At 73.1% G+C, this 15902-nt stretch carries 16 protein-coding genes; 11 read left to right on the top strand and 5 right to left on the bottom strand.

From position 1 onward, the window contains the following. Positions 1 to 182: 182 nt before the first annotated feature. Positions 183 to 1400: an acyltransferase family protein gene (locus R4Z63_RS03905; RefSeq protein ID WP_384456373.1), complete on the top strand. Its 1218-nt coding sequence runs from the start codon at positions 183 to 185 to the stop codon at positions 1398 to 1400. Positions 1401 to 1417: 17 nt separating this feature from the next. Here the strand turns inward: R4Z63_RS03905 and R4Z63_RS03900 are convergent, their stop codons facing one another. After that, a complete protein-coding gene (locus tag R4Z63_RS03900) occupies positions 1418 to 2338 on the bottom strand; it encodes a helix-turn-helix domain-containing protein (RefSeq protein WP_063890654.1) in 921 nt (306 codons plus the stop codon). A 171-nt stretch (positions 2339 to 2509) separates the two neighbouring features. On the opposite strand from R4Z63_RS03900, the gene R4Z63_RS03895 reads away from it, so the two are divergent. The 5 genes from R4Z63_RS03895 (at position 2510) to R4Z63_RS03875 (ending at position 6843) form a co-directional block, all read left to right on the top strand. After that, on the top strand, positions 2510 to 3925 hold the full coding sequence (locus R4Z63_RS03895) for an MFS transporter (RefSeq protein ID WP_304949927.1): 1416 nt from the start codon (positions 2510 to 2512) through the stop codon (positions 3923 to 3925). Positions 3926 to 3997: 72 nt separating this feature from the next. Next, complete coding sequence (locus R4Z63_RS03890) at positions 3998 to 4879, top strand: alpha/beta hydrolase (RefSeq protein ID WP_384455949.1); 882 nt, start codon at positions 3998 to 4000, stop codon at positions 4877 to 4879. A 51-nt stretch (positions 4880 to 4930) separates the two neighbouring features. After that, entirely contained in the window at positions 4931 to 5449 is a 519-nt protein-coding gene (locus R4Z63_RS03885; protein ID WP_491522511.1) for a hypothetical protein, read from the top strand. 18 nt (positions 5450 to 5467) lie between these two features. Next, complete coding sequence (locus tag R4Z63_RS03880) at positions 5468 to 6433, top strand: MsnO8 family LLM class oxidoreductase (RefSeq protein WP_384455954.1); 966 nt, start codon at positions 5468 to 5470, stop codon at positions 6431 to 6433. 245 nt (positions 6434 to 6678) lie between these two features. After that, on the top strand, positions 6679 to 6843 hold the full coding sequence (locus R4Z63_RS03875; protein WP_384455090.1) for a tyrosine-protein phosphatase: 165 nt from the start codon (positions 6679 to 6681) through the stop codon (positions 6841 to 6843). Between the two features lie 309 nt (positions 6844 to 7152). Here R4Z63_RS03875 and R4Z63_RS03870 read toward each other — a convergent pair whose 3' ends face one another. Continuing rightward, a complete protein-coding gene (locus R4Z63_RS03870) occupies positions 7153 to 7557 on the bottom strand; it encodes a MarR family winged helix-turn-helix transcriptional regulator (RefSeq protein ID WP_384455093.1) in 405 nt (134 codons plus the stop codon). Positions 7558 to 7698: 141 nt separating this feature from the next. Further along, complete coding sequence (locus R4Z63_RS03865; protein ID WP_384455096.1) at positions 7699 to 8541, bottom strand: NAD(P)H-binding protein; 843 nt, start codon at positions 8539 to 8541, stop codon at positions 7699 to 7701. 109 nt (positions 8542 to 8650) lie between these two features. Here R4Z63_RS03865 and R4Z63_RS03860 point away from each other — a divergent pair, with 109 nt between their 5' ends. From R4Z63_RS03860 to R4Z63_RS03850, 3 genes are all read left to right on the top strand, one after another. Further along, a complete protein-coding gene (locus tag R4Z63_RS03860; RefSeq protein WP_384455099.1) occupies positions 8651 to 9139 on the top strand; it encodes a MarR family winged helix-turn-helix transcriptional regulator in 489 nt (162 codons plus the stop codon). Between the two features lie 553 nt (positions 9140 to 9692). Then, positions 9693 to 11273 carry an SDR family oxidoreductase gene (locus R4Z63_RS03855; RefSeq protein ID WP_384455102.1) on the top strand — a complete coding sequence of 527 codons (1581 nt, stop codon included), beginning with the start codon at positions 9693 to 9695 and terminating at the stop codon, positions 11271 to 11273. Continuing rightward, complete coding sequence (locus R4Z63_RS03850) at positions 11270 to 12646, top strand: cryptochrome/photolyase family protein (protein ID WP_384455106.1); 1377 nt, start codon at positions 11270 to 11272, stop codon at positions 12644 to 12646. Before R4Z63_RS03855 ends, R4Z63_RS03850 begins: the two co-directional genes overlap by 4 nt. Here the strand turns inward: R4Z63_RS03850 and R4Z63_RS03845 are convergent. Beyond that, positions 12637 to 13674, bottom strand: coding sequence for a MerR family transcriptional regulator (locus R4Z63_RS03845; protein WP_052031306.1), 1038 nt, complete (start codon positions 13672 to 13674; stop codon positions 12637 to 12639). The two genes, R4Z63_RS03850 and R4Z63_RS03845, sit on opposite strands and share 10 nt — an antisense overlap. 148 nt (positions 13675 to 13822) lie before the next feature. Between R4Z63_RS03845 and R4Z63_RS03840 the strand changes: the two genes are divergently transcribed. Continuing rightward, positions 13823 to 14443, top strand: coding sequence for a sigma-70 family RNA polymerase sigma factor (locus R4Z63_RS03840; protein ID WP_384455109.1), 621 nt, complete (start codon positions 13823 to 13825; stop codon positions 14441 to 14443). Positions 14444 to 14496: 53 nt separating this feature from the next. Next, positions 14497 to 15132: a TetR/AcrR family transcriptional regulator gene (locus tag R4Z63_RS03835; protein ID WP_384455112.1), complete on the top strand. Its 636-nt coding sequence runs from the start codon at positions 14497 to 14499 to the stop codon at positions 15130 to 15132. Positions 15133 to 15150: 18 nt separating this feature from the next. Here R4Z63_RS03835 and R4Z63_RS03830 read toward each other — a convergent pair whose 3' ends face one another. Continuing rightward, entirely contained in the window at positions 15151 to 15894 is a 744-nt protein-coding gene (locus tag R4Z63_RS03830; RefSeq protein WP_384455115.1) for an LmeA family phospholipid-binding protein, read from the bottom strand. Positions 15895 to 15902: the final 8 nt, after the last annotated feature.

Here is a 15902-nt window from a genome sequence, read left to right as displayed (position 1 = left end):
CCCCGGGACCGGCCGCCGCCCCTCCCTCCCCGCACCCACGAGCCCCGACGGGCAGTCCCGCCTTCCGCGACGCCCCTGCGCGCGCCGCCCGGGACCGTGCCCCCGCCGCACGGCGGACCACGGCCCCGGTGGCCGTCCCTCACGAAACCTCTTCCGCACCTCTTCCGAAAGAGCGATTCCCTGTGGCCTCCACGACGTCCTCCGACGCCGCGAAGCGGGCGAAGCTGCCCTCACTGACCGGCCTGCGGTTCTTCGCCGCCCTCTCCGTCTTCTTCTTCCACGCGTCGCTGACCGACTCCCCGATCCCGCCCAACGCCCCGATCAACCCCTTTGCCGACGCCGGCATCGCGGACTGGCTCTCCACCGCCTTCGGCAAGGCCGGGTACCTGGGCGTCTCCTTCTTCTTCGTCCTCTCCGGCTTCGTCCTCGCCTGGGCCGCCAAGCCCGGCGAGCGCGTCACCGCGTTCCTGCGCCGCCGACTGCTGAAGATCTTCCCCAACCACATCGTCGTCTTCGCCGCCGCGGTGATCCTCTTCGCCGGATCGGCCGTCACCGGAGTCGCCGACTGGCTCCCCAACCTCCTGCTGATCCACACCTGGTGGCCGCAGCCCACCGTCAACCTCAGCGTCAACCCGCCCAGCTGGTCCCTCGGCAGCGAGCTGCTCTTCTACGTGCTCTTCCCCGTGCTCGTCGTCCCGATCCGGCGGCTCCGCGGCCGGACCGCCCTGTGGGGCTGGAGTGCCGCGATGATCGCCGGGATGGTCGCCGTCCAGCTGATAGCCACCTACTTCGTCCCCGACACCCCGAAGTCCACCATCACACCCATCTCCGGGATGCAGTTCTGGTTCGGCTACCTGCTGCCCGCCGGCCGCCTCTTCGAGTTCGTGCTCGGCATCCTGCTCGCCCGCATCGTCCTCGCGGGACTGTGGCCGCGCCGCGTCGGCTTCGCCGTATCCCTGGTCCTGACCGTCCTCGGCTACGCCGCCGCGCTCGTCGCTCCGTTCCAGTACGGATTCGTCGTCGCCACGATCGTCCCCGTCGCCGCGCTGATCGGGGCCACCGCCAACGCCGACGTCCAGGGCCGCCAGACCTTCCTGCGCAGCCGGCCCATGGTCTGGCTCGGCGAGGTCTCCTTCGGCTTCTACCTCGTCCAGGGCGTCACGATCTTCTACCTGCGCTCGCTCCTGGGTGAGCACACCTACAGCGTTCCGGTGGCCCTGCTGGTGATCGCCGGCTTCTTCACCGCCTCGCTGCTCGGCGGCTGGCTCCTGTTCCGCTTCGTCGAGATGCCGGCCATGCGCCGCTTCGGCCGCGCCAGGCCTCGTACGCCGGCCGCACCGGCCCCGGCCCACGAACCGCCCGGCGACCGCACCCCGGTCAGCGCGTCCGTCCGGGACTGACCCGCCGGCCCGCCGCCCTACCGCTCACCGCCCGCGTCGGCATCAGCCGGCGCGGGCTCCGGCGTACCCCGGCCCGCACCGGCCGCCGCGCCGGCGGTCAGGCTCGCCAGCATGCGCAGTGCCGCGTCCGAGGGGGAGGACTCGGGGGCGCTGTAGAGCAGCATCCGGTGGTTGGTGCCGTCGGTGAGGTGCAGGTTCTCGAAGTCGAGGGTCAGCGGGCCCACCACAGGATGGTGCAGGGTCTTCGTCCCGACCGTGCAGTCCCGCACCGGATGCTTCGACCACAGCGAGGCGAAGTCCGGGCTCTGCAGCATGAGCGATCCGATCAGCTCGGCCAGCGCACGGTCCTCGGGATTGCGTCCCGCGACCAGGCGCAGTGCCGCAAGCGCGACCCGGGCCTCGCCCTTCCAGTCCGTGTACAGCTCCCGGGTGTGCGGGTCGAGGAACAGCATCCGCGTGAGGTTCGGGCGTACGGCGGGATCGTCGGGGCTCACGAAGTCCAGGTGCCCGGCGAGCAGGGCGTGCCCCAGCCGATTCCAGGCGAGCACGTTGTTGCGGCCGTCCAGGACGACGGCGGGCACCTGGGGCATCGCGCCGATCAGCCGGCGCGTGGTGTCGCGGGCGTACTCGGGGCGGGGCGAGGGGGCCCGCTTGGCGCGCGGCGGCCGGGCCAGGTTGTGCAGGTGCGCGTGCTCGTCCGGGGTCAGGCGCAGCGCCCGGGCCAGTGCGTCGAGGACGCTGTCGGAGGCGTTCGTGCTCTGACCCTGCTCCAGGTGCGTGTAGTACGTGATGCTCACGCCGGCCAGCAGGGCGAGCTCCTCGCGTCGCAGCCCGGGCACGCGCCGACGGGTGCCGTGGGACGGTAGCCCGACGTCCTCGGGCTGGAGCTGGGCGCGACGGGTGCGGAGGAACTCTCCCAGAGCGGTCGGTGTGTCCATGCCTTCCAGTGTGCCGGGGGAAGGCGCCGGACGTCGCCCCGGAAGGTGGCCCTGGGAGTGCTAGCTTGCGCGGCGCCAGCACAGCCAGGGGGCTGGGTAACCCTTCCCGACCGGTCCAGAGTCGATGGCGCGACGCAACACGCCGTCGCGTGATCGAAAGGGAGTCTGGCGATGTCGGTTGTTGAGGGTGCGCGGGTTGATGCGGGTGGGGGGGAGGGGCCTGTTCGTTTGGATGGGCGCCTGAGGTTGGTGCTTGTGGTGTTGCTGGTGGCGCAGTTCATGCTGGCGGTGGATTTTTCGATCCTGAATGTGGCGTTGCCGGTGATCGGTGACGGGCTTGGGTTCTCGTTGTCGAATCTGCAGTGGATCGCGACGTCGTTTGCGTTGTGTGCTGCGGGTTTCACGTTGTTGTTTGGTCGGGTGGCGGATCTGTTTGGGCGGCGTCGGCTGTTCCTGGTGGGTCTGGCGGTTTTGGGTGTGTCGTCGTTGGTGGGTGGTTTGGCGACGTCGCCTGAGATGTTGATTGTGGCGCGGGTGTTTCAGGGTCTGGCGACGGCGGCGGTGACGCCTGCTGGTCTGTCGTTGTTGACGACGTCGTTTCCTGAGGGTCCGTTGCGGGAGAAGGCGTTGGGGCTGAATGGTGCGTTGATGTCGGCGGGGTTCACCACGGGTGCGATTTTGGGTGGTGTGTTGACGGATCTGCTGTCGTGGCGGTGGGCGTTCTTCATCAATGTGCCGGTTGCTCTGGTGGTGTTGGTGATTGCGCCGACGGTGATTCGTGAGTCGCGTCCGGATGTGCGTCCGAGGTTGGATGTTCCGGGTGCGACGGCGGTGACGTTGGGTCTGCTGGCGTTGGTTTATGGGTTGACGCAGGCGGGTGAGCGTGGTTGGGGTGCTCCGTCGGCGTGGGGTTGGCTGGCGGCTGGTGTGGTGTTGTTGGTGGTGTTCTATGCGGTGGAGTCGAGGTCGTCGGCTCCGTTGGTGCCGGTGAGTGTGTTGAAGAAGCGGACGGTGGCGTGGGGGAATGTTGCTGGTCTGGTTGCGTTTTTGACGGAGACCAGTTTGGTGTTCCTGATGACGCTGTATCTGCAGGAGGTTTTGGATTTCTCGCCGTTGACGGCGGGGTTGTCGTTCGGTGTGCTGGGTGTGGGCACGGTGATCGGTGGTTCGGTTGCTCCGCGGGTGATTGGGGCGGTGGGTACGCGGTCGACGTTGATCGTGGGTGGTGTGTTGCAGGCGGTGGCGACGCTGAGTTTGGTGGCGTTGGGTGAGACGTCTGCGTCGATGTGGTTGTTGCTGGTCGCGACGTTCGCGGGTGGTGTGGGCAACATGTTGGTGATCGTCGGGTTTATGGTGACGGCGACGACGGGGTTGCCGGATCGTGAGCAGGGTATGGCGACGGGTTTGGCGACGATGACGCAGCAGATCGGTATCACGATGGGTACGCCGATCATGTCGGCGGTGGTTGCGGCGAATACCGACATTCATGCGGGGATCACGACCGCGGTCGTGGTCAACACCGCGATCGTCGTCCTCGGCATCCTCACCACCGTCCTCTTCCTGCGGGCCAAGCAGACCGGCAACTAAGGCAACTCCGCCTTGTGACAGACCTGCCGAGGCGGCGAACGTTGGCCCCAGGCACGGAGGGAAGGAACCCCGATGGCAACACCCACCCACTCGGCCCCCGGACAGAGCCGTGCCCAGGTCCGCTGGGAACACGCGAGTATTCCCTCCCCGTCCGGCCCCGTCCCCGCCCGGGTGTACCGGCCTGCGGCGTCCGCACCACAGGGCTGGCTGGTCTGGGCCCACGGCGGCAGCTGGCGCGCCGGCTCCGCCCAGGACTGGCACGGCCCCACCGCCGACCTCGCCCGGACCTCGGGCTTCGCCGTCGCCAGCATCGACTACCGGCTGGTCCCCGAGGTACGCCACCCGGCCATGGTCGAGGACGTACTGGCGGCGCTCGCCTGGGCCCGGAGGCAGGCGCGGGAACAGGCGGGTGAACAGGCCGGGCAGCTCGTGCCCGTCGCGGTCGGCGGAGACAGCGCGGGAGCGACCCTCGCCGCCTGTGCCGCCCTCGCCTGCCGTGACCGGACCCTCCCGCTCGCCGCCCAACTGCTCGCCTATCCGCCGCTGGACCCCGGCTGCACGGCGGCCTCGTACCACCGCTTCCCCGACATGTTCCCCACCGCCTCCTACCTGAAGGCGGCCTGGCGGGACTACCGGGACCCGGGCCGGCCCGACGCCGCCGACGGCACCCGCCTCTACAGCACCCCCTTCGAGGCGGCCGACCTGCGCGGCGTGGCACGAGCCGTCCTGGCCACCGGCGACCTCGACCCCGTCAGTGACGACGTGCACCGCTACGCCCGCCTGCTGCACACGGCCGGAGTGGAGGTCACCCTGCGGGAGTTCGGACAGACCGGCCACGGGGCGTTCCTCCAGCCCGGCCGCGCCACGGGCGCCGCATCCGAGACGGCGTCCCTGCGTGGCTGGCTGGGCGGCGCCCTGCGCCTGCTCACCACACCGGCCGTTCCCCGTGCCTGAGGCGCTCACGCGCCTCCCGTCCCTACGCCAACCCCCCTACCTGGAGCCGACATGAACCCCGACAGCCCCAACCTCGATGCCCTGCTCAGGCATTTCGCCGACCTCCGGGACGGCCACCACGGCGGCGCCGTCACCCGCCCGGACAAGGAGGAGCACTTCCGCACGGCCGCCCGGCTCCTCGACCCGTACGCCCGCCGGGCACTCACCGAACTCAACGACGAACTCCTCCTCGGCCAGGGCGTGGTCGATGCCAGCGGTGTCCAGCGGGCGGAGGACGGAAGCCTCTTCCATGCCTGGACCCTGTGGTGGGACGAGCAGTCGACCGCGGACATCCCGCCGGTCACCCTCTACGCCCAATACGGCGCTGGCTTCCACCACCCGCACCTGCGCGGCGCCACGGTCTCCGAGTGGCCGCTGAACGTCTTCGACGAGGAGCAGGCCGCCGCCGAACTCCCCACGATGCGCGCCATCGCCGCCGCGGACCTCCACAACCTCGTCTTCGAACGGGACTTCAGGATCGTCCCCGCGACCGTGGCGGGCGCCACCGGCCTTCCCGCACACCAGCACTGAACCGAAAGGGCGTCCGCCATGACGAAGCCGCGACTGTCCGTACTGGACCAGACCCCCGTCGGTGAGGACCACACCCCGGACCAGGCGCTGCGCGCCTCCGTGGACCTGGCCCGCGCCGCCGAGGACCTCGGGTACACGCGCTACTGGGCCGCCGAGCACCACGGCTCCCCGGGCTTCGCGAGCAGCGCCCCCGAGATCCTCGCGGGAGCCCTGCTCGCCCGCACCTCGCGCATGCGCATCGGCACCGGAGGGGTGCTGCTGCCCCGCTACGACCCGGCCAAGGTCGCCGAGGTCTTCGGTGTGCTCGCCTCCCTCCACCCGGGACGCGTCGACCTCGGCATCGGCCGGGCCGGCGGTCCCGCACGGGACTTCCCGCAGCGGCTCGCCGAACTGAGCAGACTGCTCGGCGCGGGCGGTGTCGTACCGCACCCGCCGGTTCCGCCGCAGATGTGGCTGCTGGGCGCGGGACGCGAGTCGGCGCGGCTGGCCGGCCTGTTGGGCACCGAGTTCGCCTTCGGGCACTTCTTCTCCCCGACGGGCGGCGAGGAGGCGTTCGACGACTACCGCTCCCAGTACCGCAGGGCCACGGGCCGGCCCGGCGGCGGCGCCCTCGCGGTGCGCGTGGTCACGGCCGACAGCGCAGGCCGTGCCGAGGAGCTGGCCCAGAGCCTGCTGTTGTGGCGTGCCCGCAAGGACCTCGGGCAGGACGCCCCGCTGCCGTCGTACGAGACCGTGCGGCGCCACCGCTGGACGGGAGCGGAGCTGGAACGGGCCAAGGTGCACCGCACGGCCCTCGTCTCCGGAGCGCCCGAGCAGGTGCACGCCGTGCTGACGGGTCTCGCCGCTGCCCACGGAGTGGACGAGCTGATCGTGAACACCCTGACGGCGGACCCGGCAGACCGGCGCCGCTCCTACGAGCTGCTGGCCCAGGCCTTTGACCTCCCGGCGGAACGGCGTGAGGCAGCGGTGCCGGCCGCCCGCTAGTGTCGTGGCCGGGCGTCGCGGGGTGGTGAACCCTTCCGGTCATGGTGGCCGGATGTGTGTCCCGCCGATCCGGCCGTGCCCGCGACGCCCGCCACACCGGCGCCGCGGGCACCACTCGCCGCGTTCGTCCTCATGCTCCTCGGTGTCCCCGAGGAGCAGATCCTCGACGATTTCGCGCTCACTGAGCTGGCCGCCGAACGCCTCACTGCGGACGGGCGGGCCGCCAATCCCGACCGGGTCATGATGTGGCCGAGTACGGCCGTGCCCCGCCGGTGGTCATGGAGCTGGTGCCGGCGGACCTTCGGACCCGGCACGGCTCGGTGCGCGGTTACCTCACGGACCGTGTGGGCCTCCCGGACCGTACCGCGCAGCAGCTGCGCGCCCGGCTGCTGACGGCCGCCGACGCCTGACGCGTGCGGGGCTTCGGCCATCAGCCGGGGCGACCGGCCGGTTCGATCCCGGATCGTGCGCGGGTACGGTCGCGGGATCAGCGGCGCTGCCTTCGGCCCGGACGGCCGCCTCCTGGCGCGCGGCACCGAGACGGGCCGGGCCCGCGAGCACCAGCGTGACGCTGCCGGCGACGTCAGGCCGTGGGGAGAATCAAGGTGCACACCGGGGGCTCGGGACCCGCGGGCAGCGGACCGGCGGTCGGACCGTTGGAATACGGCTACGCCCGCCCATCCGGTCGGCGGCCTCCCGCTCCGGCCGGAGGTGAACCCCTACGCCTGTTCCACGTTGCGCGTCATCCGCTCCAGGACGCTGACGGCGGCCCGGTACTCCTCCGGGGATATGCCGGCGATCGACCGCTCGCGGAAATCACCCACGCGCAGACCGACGTCGGTGAGCCGGGCGTGGCCTTCGTCGGTGAGAGCGAGCCGGCCCGGCTCCGTGCGCATCATCCAGCCGCCCGAGAGCAGGGCTTCGATGGTGGTGGTGAGGGCTTCGGTGCCGGCGTTGGCCGCAAGCACGGTCCGCACGGCCTCGTCAGTGGACCGGGGGGCGTCTTCGACGACGTTGAGCACCTGCCAGGCGAGCCGGGTCAGGCCGCAGTCGGCCAGCAGCGCGTTCATGGCGGCCGTGAGGGCCTGGTCGGTCCGGTTGAGCCAGTAGCCGATGTGCTCCATGGCCCTCCTCCTCGGAGTCGGCGGGATCAGTGGTGAAGGTCGTGGGCCGGACGGTGCAGCAGGCGTATGAGGGTGCGGCAGACGAGGACTGCCAGGGCGACCGCAGTCGGAGGCCGGGGCCCTCGGGGCGACCGGGCCGCATCAGGACCCGGTGAATGCGCGGGTGTTCTCAGAGGCCCACTGCGCATAGGTACGGGCGGGGCGGCCGAGGAGGGTCTCGGTGGTATCGGCGACGGCGGCCGGGCCGTGGCGCGCGGCGGACCACAGGTCGAGCAGCGAGCTGACCACCGGTGCGGGCAGGAAAGCCGCCATCTGCCGCTCGGCGGCCTCGCGGGATATGCGCTCGACCGGGATCGCTCGGCCGATGGCCTCGGAGAGGACGGCGAGCTGTGTGCGGAAGGTGAGCGACTCGGGTCCGGTGAGGGTGACCGAGCGGCCGGCGAGGGAATCGCCGGTGAGGGCCTCGAAGGCGATGTCGGCGATGTCCTCGGGGTGGATGGGCGCGATGTGCGCGTCCGGGTAGGCGAGTTGGACCGGCAGGGAACGGCTGATGGGGCGTGCCCACCCCAAGGAGTTGCTCGCGAAGGCGTCAGGGCGCAGGAAGGTGCAGGTCAGGGAGGAGCCGGCGAGAGCGTGCTCGACCTCGTGGCTGTGGCTCGCGAGGGGGTCGGTTTCTGCGTCGGGGCCGAGCACCGACGACGAGGACAGCAGCACGACGTGTTCGACGCCGGCGGCCTCTGCGGCCTTGACCAGCTCCTGGACACCGGCGGGCTCCGGGTAGAGGAAGATCCGGCGGATGCCCTCCAGGGCCGTCGAGAACCTCTCCGGCCGGTCGAGGGGGAATGCGCAGGTCTCGACGCCGGCCGGGACGGCCGCTTCGGCGGGACGGGCGCTGGCGGCGCGGACGGCGTGGCCGGCGTCGTGCAGGCGGGTGATGACGCCCCGGCCGATCCTGCCGCGGGCACCGGTGATGAGGAGGGTCATGGGAGGCTCCGCTCACAATGTCATTGAAGTCACGCATATGCATGCTGACACGCACACGTTTTCATGTCAACACATACCTGTCGGGGGTCACGTAGATACGATGGCGGCCATGAAGAATCACGAGGCGGAGACGGCCGTGGAGGCCGCCGTGGCCGAAGAACTGCTCAACGCCGTGGGTCCCGCCTTCGGCAAGCTGCGCCGCTCCTCGCTCCTGGAGGTCGAGGACCCGATCTCCGCGAAGGACCTCAGTCGGACCCTCGTCCTCAATGTCGTCCTGGAGATCGCGCGGGGCGGCACCCACGAAGTCACCGTCGGCGCCGTCGGCTCCCACCTGGGCGTCGACCCCTCGGTGGCCAGCCGTATGGTCTCCGACTGCATCTCCGCCGGCTACTTGGTCCGCGCCGCCTCCCAGCGCGACGGCCGCCGCACGGTCCTGCACCTCAGCCCCGGGGGTGAGGAGCTGATGGCCCGTTTCCGCCGCCACCAGCGTTCGGCGTACGAGTACGTCACCGCCGACTGGAGCGAGCGTGACCGCCTCGAATTCGCCCGACTGATGGTGAAGTACGTGGCCTCCCAGGAGGCCCTGCGCCGCCCGTAGCCGCAGCCCCGGCCCGACGGTGGCCCCGCATGCGCAGCCAGGAGGGCGAACCCGGCGAGGTCGGCCGTCTCGCCAGCCGTCAGGAGGCGGGCCGGTCCGGTGGCGCGGGGCGGCTGACGCAGGCCCCTGGGGACGTTCATCCGTGCCGTGCCGGGGCCTCCCCCTCGCACGCTGACGCCGTCCGGCGAAGGGGGCGTGTCGAGCGTCCCGGCAGCGGCCACCTTGCGAGTGCGAGTTCGATCCGCCGACCCGGTGGCCTTCGCCGGCGCCCAGAGGTTTCCCACCAGAGCTGACGCCGCAGGCCGGCGGACGGATGCCGGCGGCGGCACCTGCCGTGTTCGGCCCGGCCGGCCCGGACGGGGCCCGCACGGGCCCGCGTGCGGCGGGGCCGGCGTCGGGAACGACGCGGTCCGCAAGCGGCTGGCCGGCCCGGCCGGGCGGCGTCCCGCACGCAGCGGGGAGGGCCATCCGGCGGACACCTGCATCCATCCCGCCCGCGATCGCGGAATACATGGGTGAACCACCCCGGTCGACGGCGGAACGGAGCACCTCCATGACCGACACACAAGGGCACCCGGCCCGGAACACCGGCTCGCTGTGCCTGGTCACCGGCGCCACCGGCTATATCGGCGGTCGGCTCGTCCCCGAGCTGATCAAGGCCGGACACCGTGTCAGGTGCCTCGCCCGCACTCCCGCGAAGCTGCGCGACCACCCCTGGGCCGGACAGGCGGAGACCGTCCGCGGCGACGTCACCGACGCCGCGTCGCTCGCGCCCGCCCTGGAGGGCGTCGACGTCGCCTACTACCTCGTGCACGCCCTGGGCACCGGGCGCGACTTCGAGGAGACCGACCGCCTGGCCGCGCGTACCTTCGCCGAACAGGCCCGCGCCGCCGGCGTGCGCCGCATCGTCTACCTGGGCGGACTCACCCCGCGCAGCGTCCCCGAACGCGACCTCTCGCCCCACCTGCGCTCCCGTGCCGAGGTCGGCCGCATCCTCCTCGGCTCCGGAGTCCCCACCACCGTCCTGCGCGCCGCCGTCATCATCGGCTCGGGCTCGGCGTCCTTCGAGATGCTCCGCTACCTCACCGAGCGGCTCCCCGTGATGGTCACCCCGAGCTGGGTGCGCACCCGTATCCAGCCCATCGCCGTCCGCGACGTGCTGCGCTACCTGGTCGGCAGCGCCGGGATGCCCGACCATGTCAGCCGTGCCTTCGACATCGGCGGCCCCGAGGTCCTCACCTACCTCGACATGATGCGCCGCTACGCCGCCGTCGACGGGCTGCCCAAGCGGCTGATCTTCCCCGTCCCGGTCCTCACCCCGCGCCTGTCCAGCCACTGGGTCGGCCTGGTCACCCCCGTGCCCCGGTCCATCGCCCGCCCCCTCGCGGAGTCCCTCAAGTACGAGGTCGTCTGCCACGAGCACGACATCGCGGACTGGGTGCCCGATCCCCCCGGCGCCCCCATCCCCTTCGACGCGGCGCTCTCGCTGGCCCTCCAGAGAGTCCGCGATGCCCAGGTCGTCACCCGCTGGTCCTCCGCCGCCGTGCCCGGCGCGCCGAGCGATCCGCTGCCCACCGACCCCCACTGGGCCGGCGGCAGCCTCTACACCGACGTCCGCGAGCGGACCGTCGACGCCCCGCCCCAGGCGCTGTGGCGGGTCGTCGAGGGGATCGGCGGCGAGAACGGCTGGTACTCCTTCCCGCTCGCCTGGGCGGTCCGCGGCTGGCTCGACCGCCTCGTCGGCGGAGTCGGACTGCGCCGGGGCCGGCGTGACGCCGCGCTGCTGCGGATCGGCGACTCCCTCGACTTCTGGCGGGTGGAGGAGATCGAGCGCGGGCGGCTGCTCAGACTCCGTGCCGAGATGCGGCTCCCCGGCCTCGCCTGGCTGGAGATGTATGCCGAGCACGACGGCGAGGGCCGCACACGGTACCGGCAGCGGGCGCTGTTCCACCCGCGCGGCCTGGCCGGCCACGCCTACTGGTGGAGCGTCTCGCCCTTCCACGCCCTCGTCTTCGGCGGCATGGCCCGCAACATCGCGCGCACGGCGGAGACGGCGGCCGGACCGAACCCGTCGGCGCAGCCGGCCGGAGCCGCCGCGGCGGCCGGCGGCCCCACCCGGGGAGCACAGGCATGAACGCCTCGGTCGTCCTCTTCACCTCGGATCTGCGGGTCCACGACCACCCGCCGCTGCGCGCCGCGCTGGGGCCGCGCAACGAGACCGTCCCGCTCTTCGTCCGGGACCCTGCGGTGGATCGCGCCGGTTTCGCCGCGCCGAACCGTCTCGCCTTCCTCGCGGACTGCCTCGCCGACCTCGACCAGGGACTGCGCCGGCGGGGCGGCCGGCTCGTCGTCCGCTCGGGCGACCCCGTCGACGCGGTGTGCGCCGTCGTCCGGGAGGTCGAAGCCGACGAGGTGCACATGGCCGCCGGATGCAGCGCCTTCGCCCTGCGGCGCGAACAGCGGCTGCGCCGGGCCCTTGAGGCCGACGGACGGCGCCTGTACGTCCACGACGGGGTCGTCACCGCCCTGCCGGCCGGCGCCGTGACGCCGAGCGGTTCCGATCATTTCGCCGTCTTCACCCCGTACTTCAGACGTTGGTCCGGGGAGCGGCTGCGCCCGCCCCTCGCGGCCCCGCGCGTGATCCGGGTCCCGCCCGGCATCCGGTCCGAGGAGCTTCCCGCGCGCCCGGCCGCCGGAGCCGTCTCCGCGGGCCTGGCCGCCGGTGGCGAGGAGGAGGCCCGCAAGCGGCTCGCGTACTGGCTCGACCAGTACGCCGACGCCTACGAGGAAGGACATGACGACCTCGCCGCCGACGCCACGTCCCGACTCTCCCCGTACCTCCACTTCGGCGCGCTGTCGGCGGCCGAGGCCGTCCACCGCGCCCGGGCCCGGGGCGGATCGGGCGCCGAGGCCTTCGTACGGCAGCTGTGCTGGCGCGACTTCCACCACCAACTGCTCGCCGCCCGTCCCGCGGTCGCCGACGCCGACTACCGCAGCCGCTCGGACCGTTGGCGCCGCGGCCCGGAGGCCGAGGCCGACCTGCGGGCGTGGCGCGAGGGCCGCACCGGCTATCCCGTCGTCGACGCGGCCATGCGGCAACTGGCGCACGAGGGCTGGATGCCCGGCCGCGGCCGGCTGCTCACCGCCTCGTTCCTGACCAAGACGCTCTACATCGACTGGCGCGCCGGCGCCCGCCACTTCCTGGACCTGCTGGTCGACGGGGACGTCGCCAACAACCAGCTCAACTGGCAGTGGATGGCCGGTACCGGCACCGACAGCCGCCCCAACCGGGTCCTCAACCCGGTGATCCAGGGCAAGCGCTACGACCCCGAGGGCACCTACGTGCGCCGGTGGGTGCCCGAACTCGCCTCACTGACGGGGCCCGAGATCCACGAGCCGTGGAAGGCGGCCGGGTCCGACCGGGCCCGGTTCGACGGCTATCCCGATCCGCTGATCGCGCTCCCCGAGGGGCTGGCCCGCTTCCGCAGGGCCCGGGGTCAGGACTGACCCGCGGCGGCGGGCCGTCCCGTGTCCGCGCCCGCCGCCGTGTCGCAGAGCCCGCGCAGCACGGCCAGGGCCTCCCGCAACCCCCGGGGACGCAGCGTGCCCGCGGCGAGGGGCTGACCGGCCCAGCCCGGGCCCACAGGCAGCACGGCCGGCCGGGCGCGGGCGCCCTTGACGCCCCACGCGACCTCGGCGAGGTGCCGGGCCAGCGGATGGTCGGCGGTGGACCGGGCCTGGGACCACAGCACGACCGCGGCGGGGCCCGTCCGGCGCACGGCCTGGTCGAGCGCCCCGGGCGGCACGGCGGCCCCGAACATCAGGGCGGGCAGGCCGAGCCCGGCCAGGCCCGCGGCCAGCGCCTCCAGCGCGAGGGTGTGCTGCTCGCCCGGCACGCACGCGAGCAGCACCGGAGGTCGGTCCGTCGCCGCCGGGCCACCCAAGGGCGGGGTCCCGGCGGCGCGGCGCAGCGCGCTCGACACGTGCCAGGACAGCAGGTGCTCGACCTCGACGTACCGGTCTCCCGAGGTCTCCCATTTGCGGCCCACGGCGTGCAGGGTCGGCGCCATCACTTCTTCCCAGGCGGTGACCAGGCCGTATTGGGCGATCACCGTTTCCAGCACGTCGTCCACGGTCCGGGCGTCGAGGCGTACTGCGGCGCGGCCCAGCCCGCGGCACTCCTGCCGTACGGCGCCCAGCGGCAGGCCGTTGCCCGAACCGGGCCGGCGGGCCGGTCGGGGGAGGTGCTCGGGGCCGGGGGGCGGGGCGGTCGCGGCGGGCAGGTCGGCCGCCGTGCGGGCCGGCCCGGCGAGCGCGGCCCGCGCGGCTTCCGCGGGCGGGATGCCCGACGAGGTCAGCCGGCACATCTCGTGCAGGACGGCGACGTCCTCGGGGGTCCACCGCCGGTGCCTGCCGTCCTCCCGGGCCGCCGGGCCGATGCCGTAGCGCCGGTCCCAGGTGCGCAGGGTCGTGGGGGCGACCCCCAGCCGGCGGGCCACCGCCCCCGTGGTCATGCCGTGTGCGGAATCCGTCATGGGTCCATGATCCGACGCACAAACGATGCGAGTGGTGCGGAAGCGTGCACGGGCCGGAATCTGGAGGGGCCCCGCCCCGGCGCACCACGGGGCGGGGCACCCGCCCGCCGACCGGCCCGTTCCGGTCCCGGCTCGAGGAGCAGCCGCCATGACCGTCCTGAGCGCCACCGCCCAGCCGTCCCCCGCGACCGGGGAGCGCCTCCTCGACCACGAGGTCGCCGAGGGCTTCGTGCGCGGCGACGAGAAGTGCCTGGCCGCCGCGTACCGCCGTTGGGGCGGCCTCGTCCAGACCCTCGCGGCCCGCACGCTCGGGGATCCCCGCGAGGCCGAGGACGTCAGCCAGCAGGTCTTCCTGGCCGCGTGGCGCGGTCGGGCCGGCTACCGGCCCGAGCGCGGCGCCTTCCCCGGCTGGCTCGTCGGCATCACCCGGCGCAAGATCGCCGACGCGCTCACGGAGCGCACCCGGCGCCTCGACCTGGTCAGCGCGGCCGGTGCCGCCCTGCCGCCGGCGGACGAGCCGGCGGAGGGCCCCGAAGCGGTCCTGGACCGGCTGATCGTCACCGGCGAACTCGCGAGACTGCCCCGCCCGCAGCGGGAGGTACTGGCCATGGCCTTCTACGGGGACCTCACCCAGACCCAGATCGCCGAGCGCACCGGCATGCCGCTCGGCACGGTCAAGAGCCACACCCGGCGCGGTCTGCACCGGATGCGCCACCGCTTCGCCGCCGGAGCGCCCGCCGCGGATCCGGGCGTCGCGAAGTACGCGTGAGCCGTGCCGGGGGTGCGAAAATACCGTCGAGGCGTACGGCGGAGGGAGCTGCGGTGGCGCAGGAGGACGATCGGGTACCCGGCCCGGTGCCGGTCCGGGTGGACGGGCGGACCGAGCGCGGACGCCGCACCCGGGACAAGATCGTGGACGCCCTGCTCGCGCTGCTCGACGAGGGAGCGGTGGAGTTCCCGGCCGAGCGCGTCGCCGAGCGCGCGGGCGTCTCCCGACGGCTGGTCTTCCACCACTTCGCCGACATGTCCGAACTGGTCGACCTCGCCATCACCCGTCGGCTTGAGCAACTGGCCGAGCAGATCAGGCCGCTGCCGGATACCGGGCCCCGCCGGGCCCGGGTGGCGGCGCTCGCCGAACAGCGGGCGCGGATCCTGGAGTGGATCACCCCGGCACGGCTGACCCTGATGCGGATCGACCATCCCTCGCCGCGCATCCAGCAGGTCACCGACGAGGCGTTCGCGGAGGCCCGGCGCCGTGTCGCCGAGATCTTCGCGGAGGAACTCGGCCGCCTGGACGAGAGCCGGGCGGCCGAACTCCTCGACGGCCTGGACGCCGTTACCACCTGGGGGGTCTGGAACCACTGGCGCTCCGGTGGCAAGAGTCCGCAGGAAGCGCGCGCGGCGATGGAGGCCACCGTGCTGAACCTGCTGGCGGCGGCGGACGGCCCGCGGGGCTGAGCGCCGCCGGCGGACGGCTCAGACGGCGCTGACCTTCTCGGCCCGCGCGGTGACGGTCACGCCGTCCGCGCCCACCGACACCCCCGAGGGGCGCAAGCCGAGGGGCAGTTCGGGCAGGGTCCGGGTCTGCCGGGCGAGCGCCTGGGCGATGAGTGGGCTGGCCGGATCCAGGGCCCGGCCCGCCACCGAGGCGGCCGTCGGACGCAGGGAGAGGACGCCGTCGTGGAGTTCGAGCCCCGCCGTGAGCACCACGGGCGCCCCCAGCACGCTGCGGCTGATGAGCAGTTGGCCGTTGCCGGCGTCGGAGATCCGGGTGCCGTCCGTTCCGTCGGCCAGCGAGGAGTACGGGGCGGTGAAGCGGGCCGAGGCCGAGTCCGCCCGGTAGCCGTCGCCCTCGCGGGAGACGTCGTCGAAGGTGATGTCGGCCGTGACCGGGGTGCCCCGGTCGGTCGTCGCGTCGGCCCGCACCCGCACCTCGGGATAGCGCTCGCGGGCGGCCTGCAGGAGGAAGGGCACCCCCTCGATGGAGACGTCGGGGCGTCCCGCGAGGTTCGCCTGCCGCGCACTGATCCGGTCCGCGAGCCGCTTCTCCGCCAGGTCGCGGGCGACCGAGTCGGTGACGGGCAGCGCGAGCAGGAGTACGGCGGCCAGTCCTGCCGCCGTCAGGGCGCGGCGGTGGCGCGGTCGGGTCGGGCGGGCGGCGGGCCCGTCCGGCCTGCGGTCCGTTGTGTCGCCGGGGCGGGTGGTGGTGCGGGGGAGCATGCGGAACC

Source organism: Streptomyces sp. PL-29, assembly GCF_058344425.1.
This window is presented reverse-complemented; position numbering and strand designations above follow the sequence as displayed.

What these genes read in the sequence shown, in the direction of transcription:
- R4Z63_RS03885 (WP_491522511.1), top strand. Translation starts at nt 4,931, where the DNA reads ATGAACCCCGACAGCCCCAACCTCGATGCCCTGCTCAGGCATTTCGCC.
- R4Z63_RS03830 (WP_384455115.1), bottom strand. Translation starts at nt 15,894, where the DNA reads ATGCTCCCCCGCACCACCACCCGCCCCGGCGACACAACGGACCGCAGG.
- R4Z63_RS03845 (WP_052031306.1), bottom strand. Translation starts at nt 13,674, where the DNA reads ATGACGGATTCCGCACACGGCATGACCACGGGGGCGGTGGCCCGCCGG.
- R4Z63_RS03890 (WP_384455949.1), top strand. Translation starts at nt 3,998, where the DNA reads ATGGCAACACCCACCCACTCGGCCCCCGGACAGAGCCGTGCCCAGGTC.
- R4Z63_RS03870 (WP_384455093.1), bottom strand. Translation starts at nt 7,557, where the DNA reads ATGGAGCACATCGGCTACTGGCTCAACCGGACCGACCAGGCCCTCACG.
- R4Z63_RS03880 (WP_384455954.1), top strand. Translation starts at nt 5,468, where the DNA reads ATGACGAAGCCGCGACTGTCCGTACTGGACCAGACCCCCGTCGGTGAG.
- R4Z63_RS03860 (WP_384455099.1), top strand. Translation starts at nt 8,651, where the DNA reads ATGAAGAATCACGAGGCGGAGACGGCCGTGGAGGCCGCCGTGGCCGAA.
- R4Z63_RS03900 (WP_063890654.1), bottom strand. Translation starts at nt 2,338, where the DNA reads ATGGACACACCGACCGCTCTGGGAGAGTTCCTCCGCACCCGTCGCGCC.
- R4Z63_RS03855 (WP_384455102.1), top strand. Translation starts at nt 9,693, where the DNA reads ATGACCGACACACAAGGGCACCCGGCCCGGAACACCGGCTCGCTGTGC.
- R4Z63_RS03850 (WP_384455106.1), top strand. Translation starts at nt 11,270, where the DNA reads ATGAACGCCTCGGTCGTCCTCTTCACCTCGGATCTGCGGGTCCACGAC.
- R4Z63_RS03895 (WP_304949927.1), top strand. Translation starts at nt 2,510, where the DNA reads ATGTCGGTTGTTGAGGGTGCGCGGGTTGATGCGGGTGGGGGGGAGGGG.
- R4Z63_RS03865 (WP_384455096.1), bottom strand. Translation starts at nt 8,541, where the DNA reads ATGACCCTCCTCATCACCGGTGCCCGCGGCAGGATCGGCCGGGGCGTC.
- R4Z63_RS03840 (WP_384455109.1), top strand. Translation starts at nt 13,823, where the DNA reads ATGACCGTCCTGAGCGCCACCGCCCAGCCGTCCCCCGCGACCGGGGAG.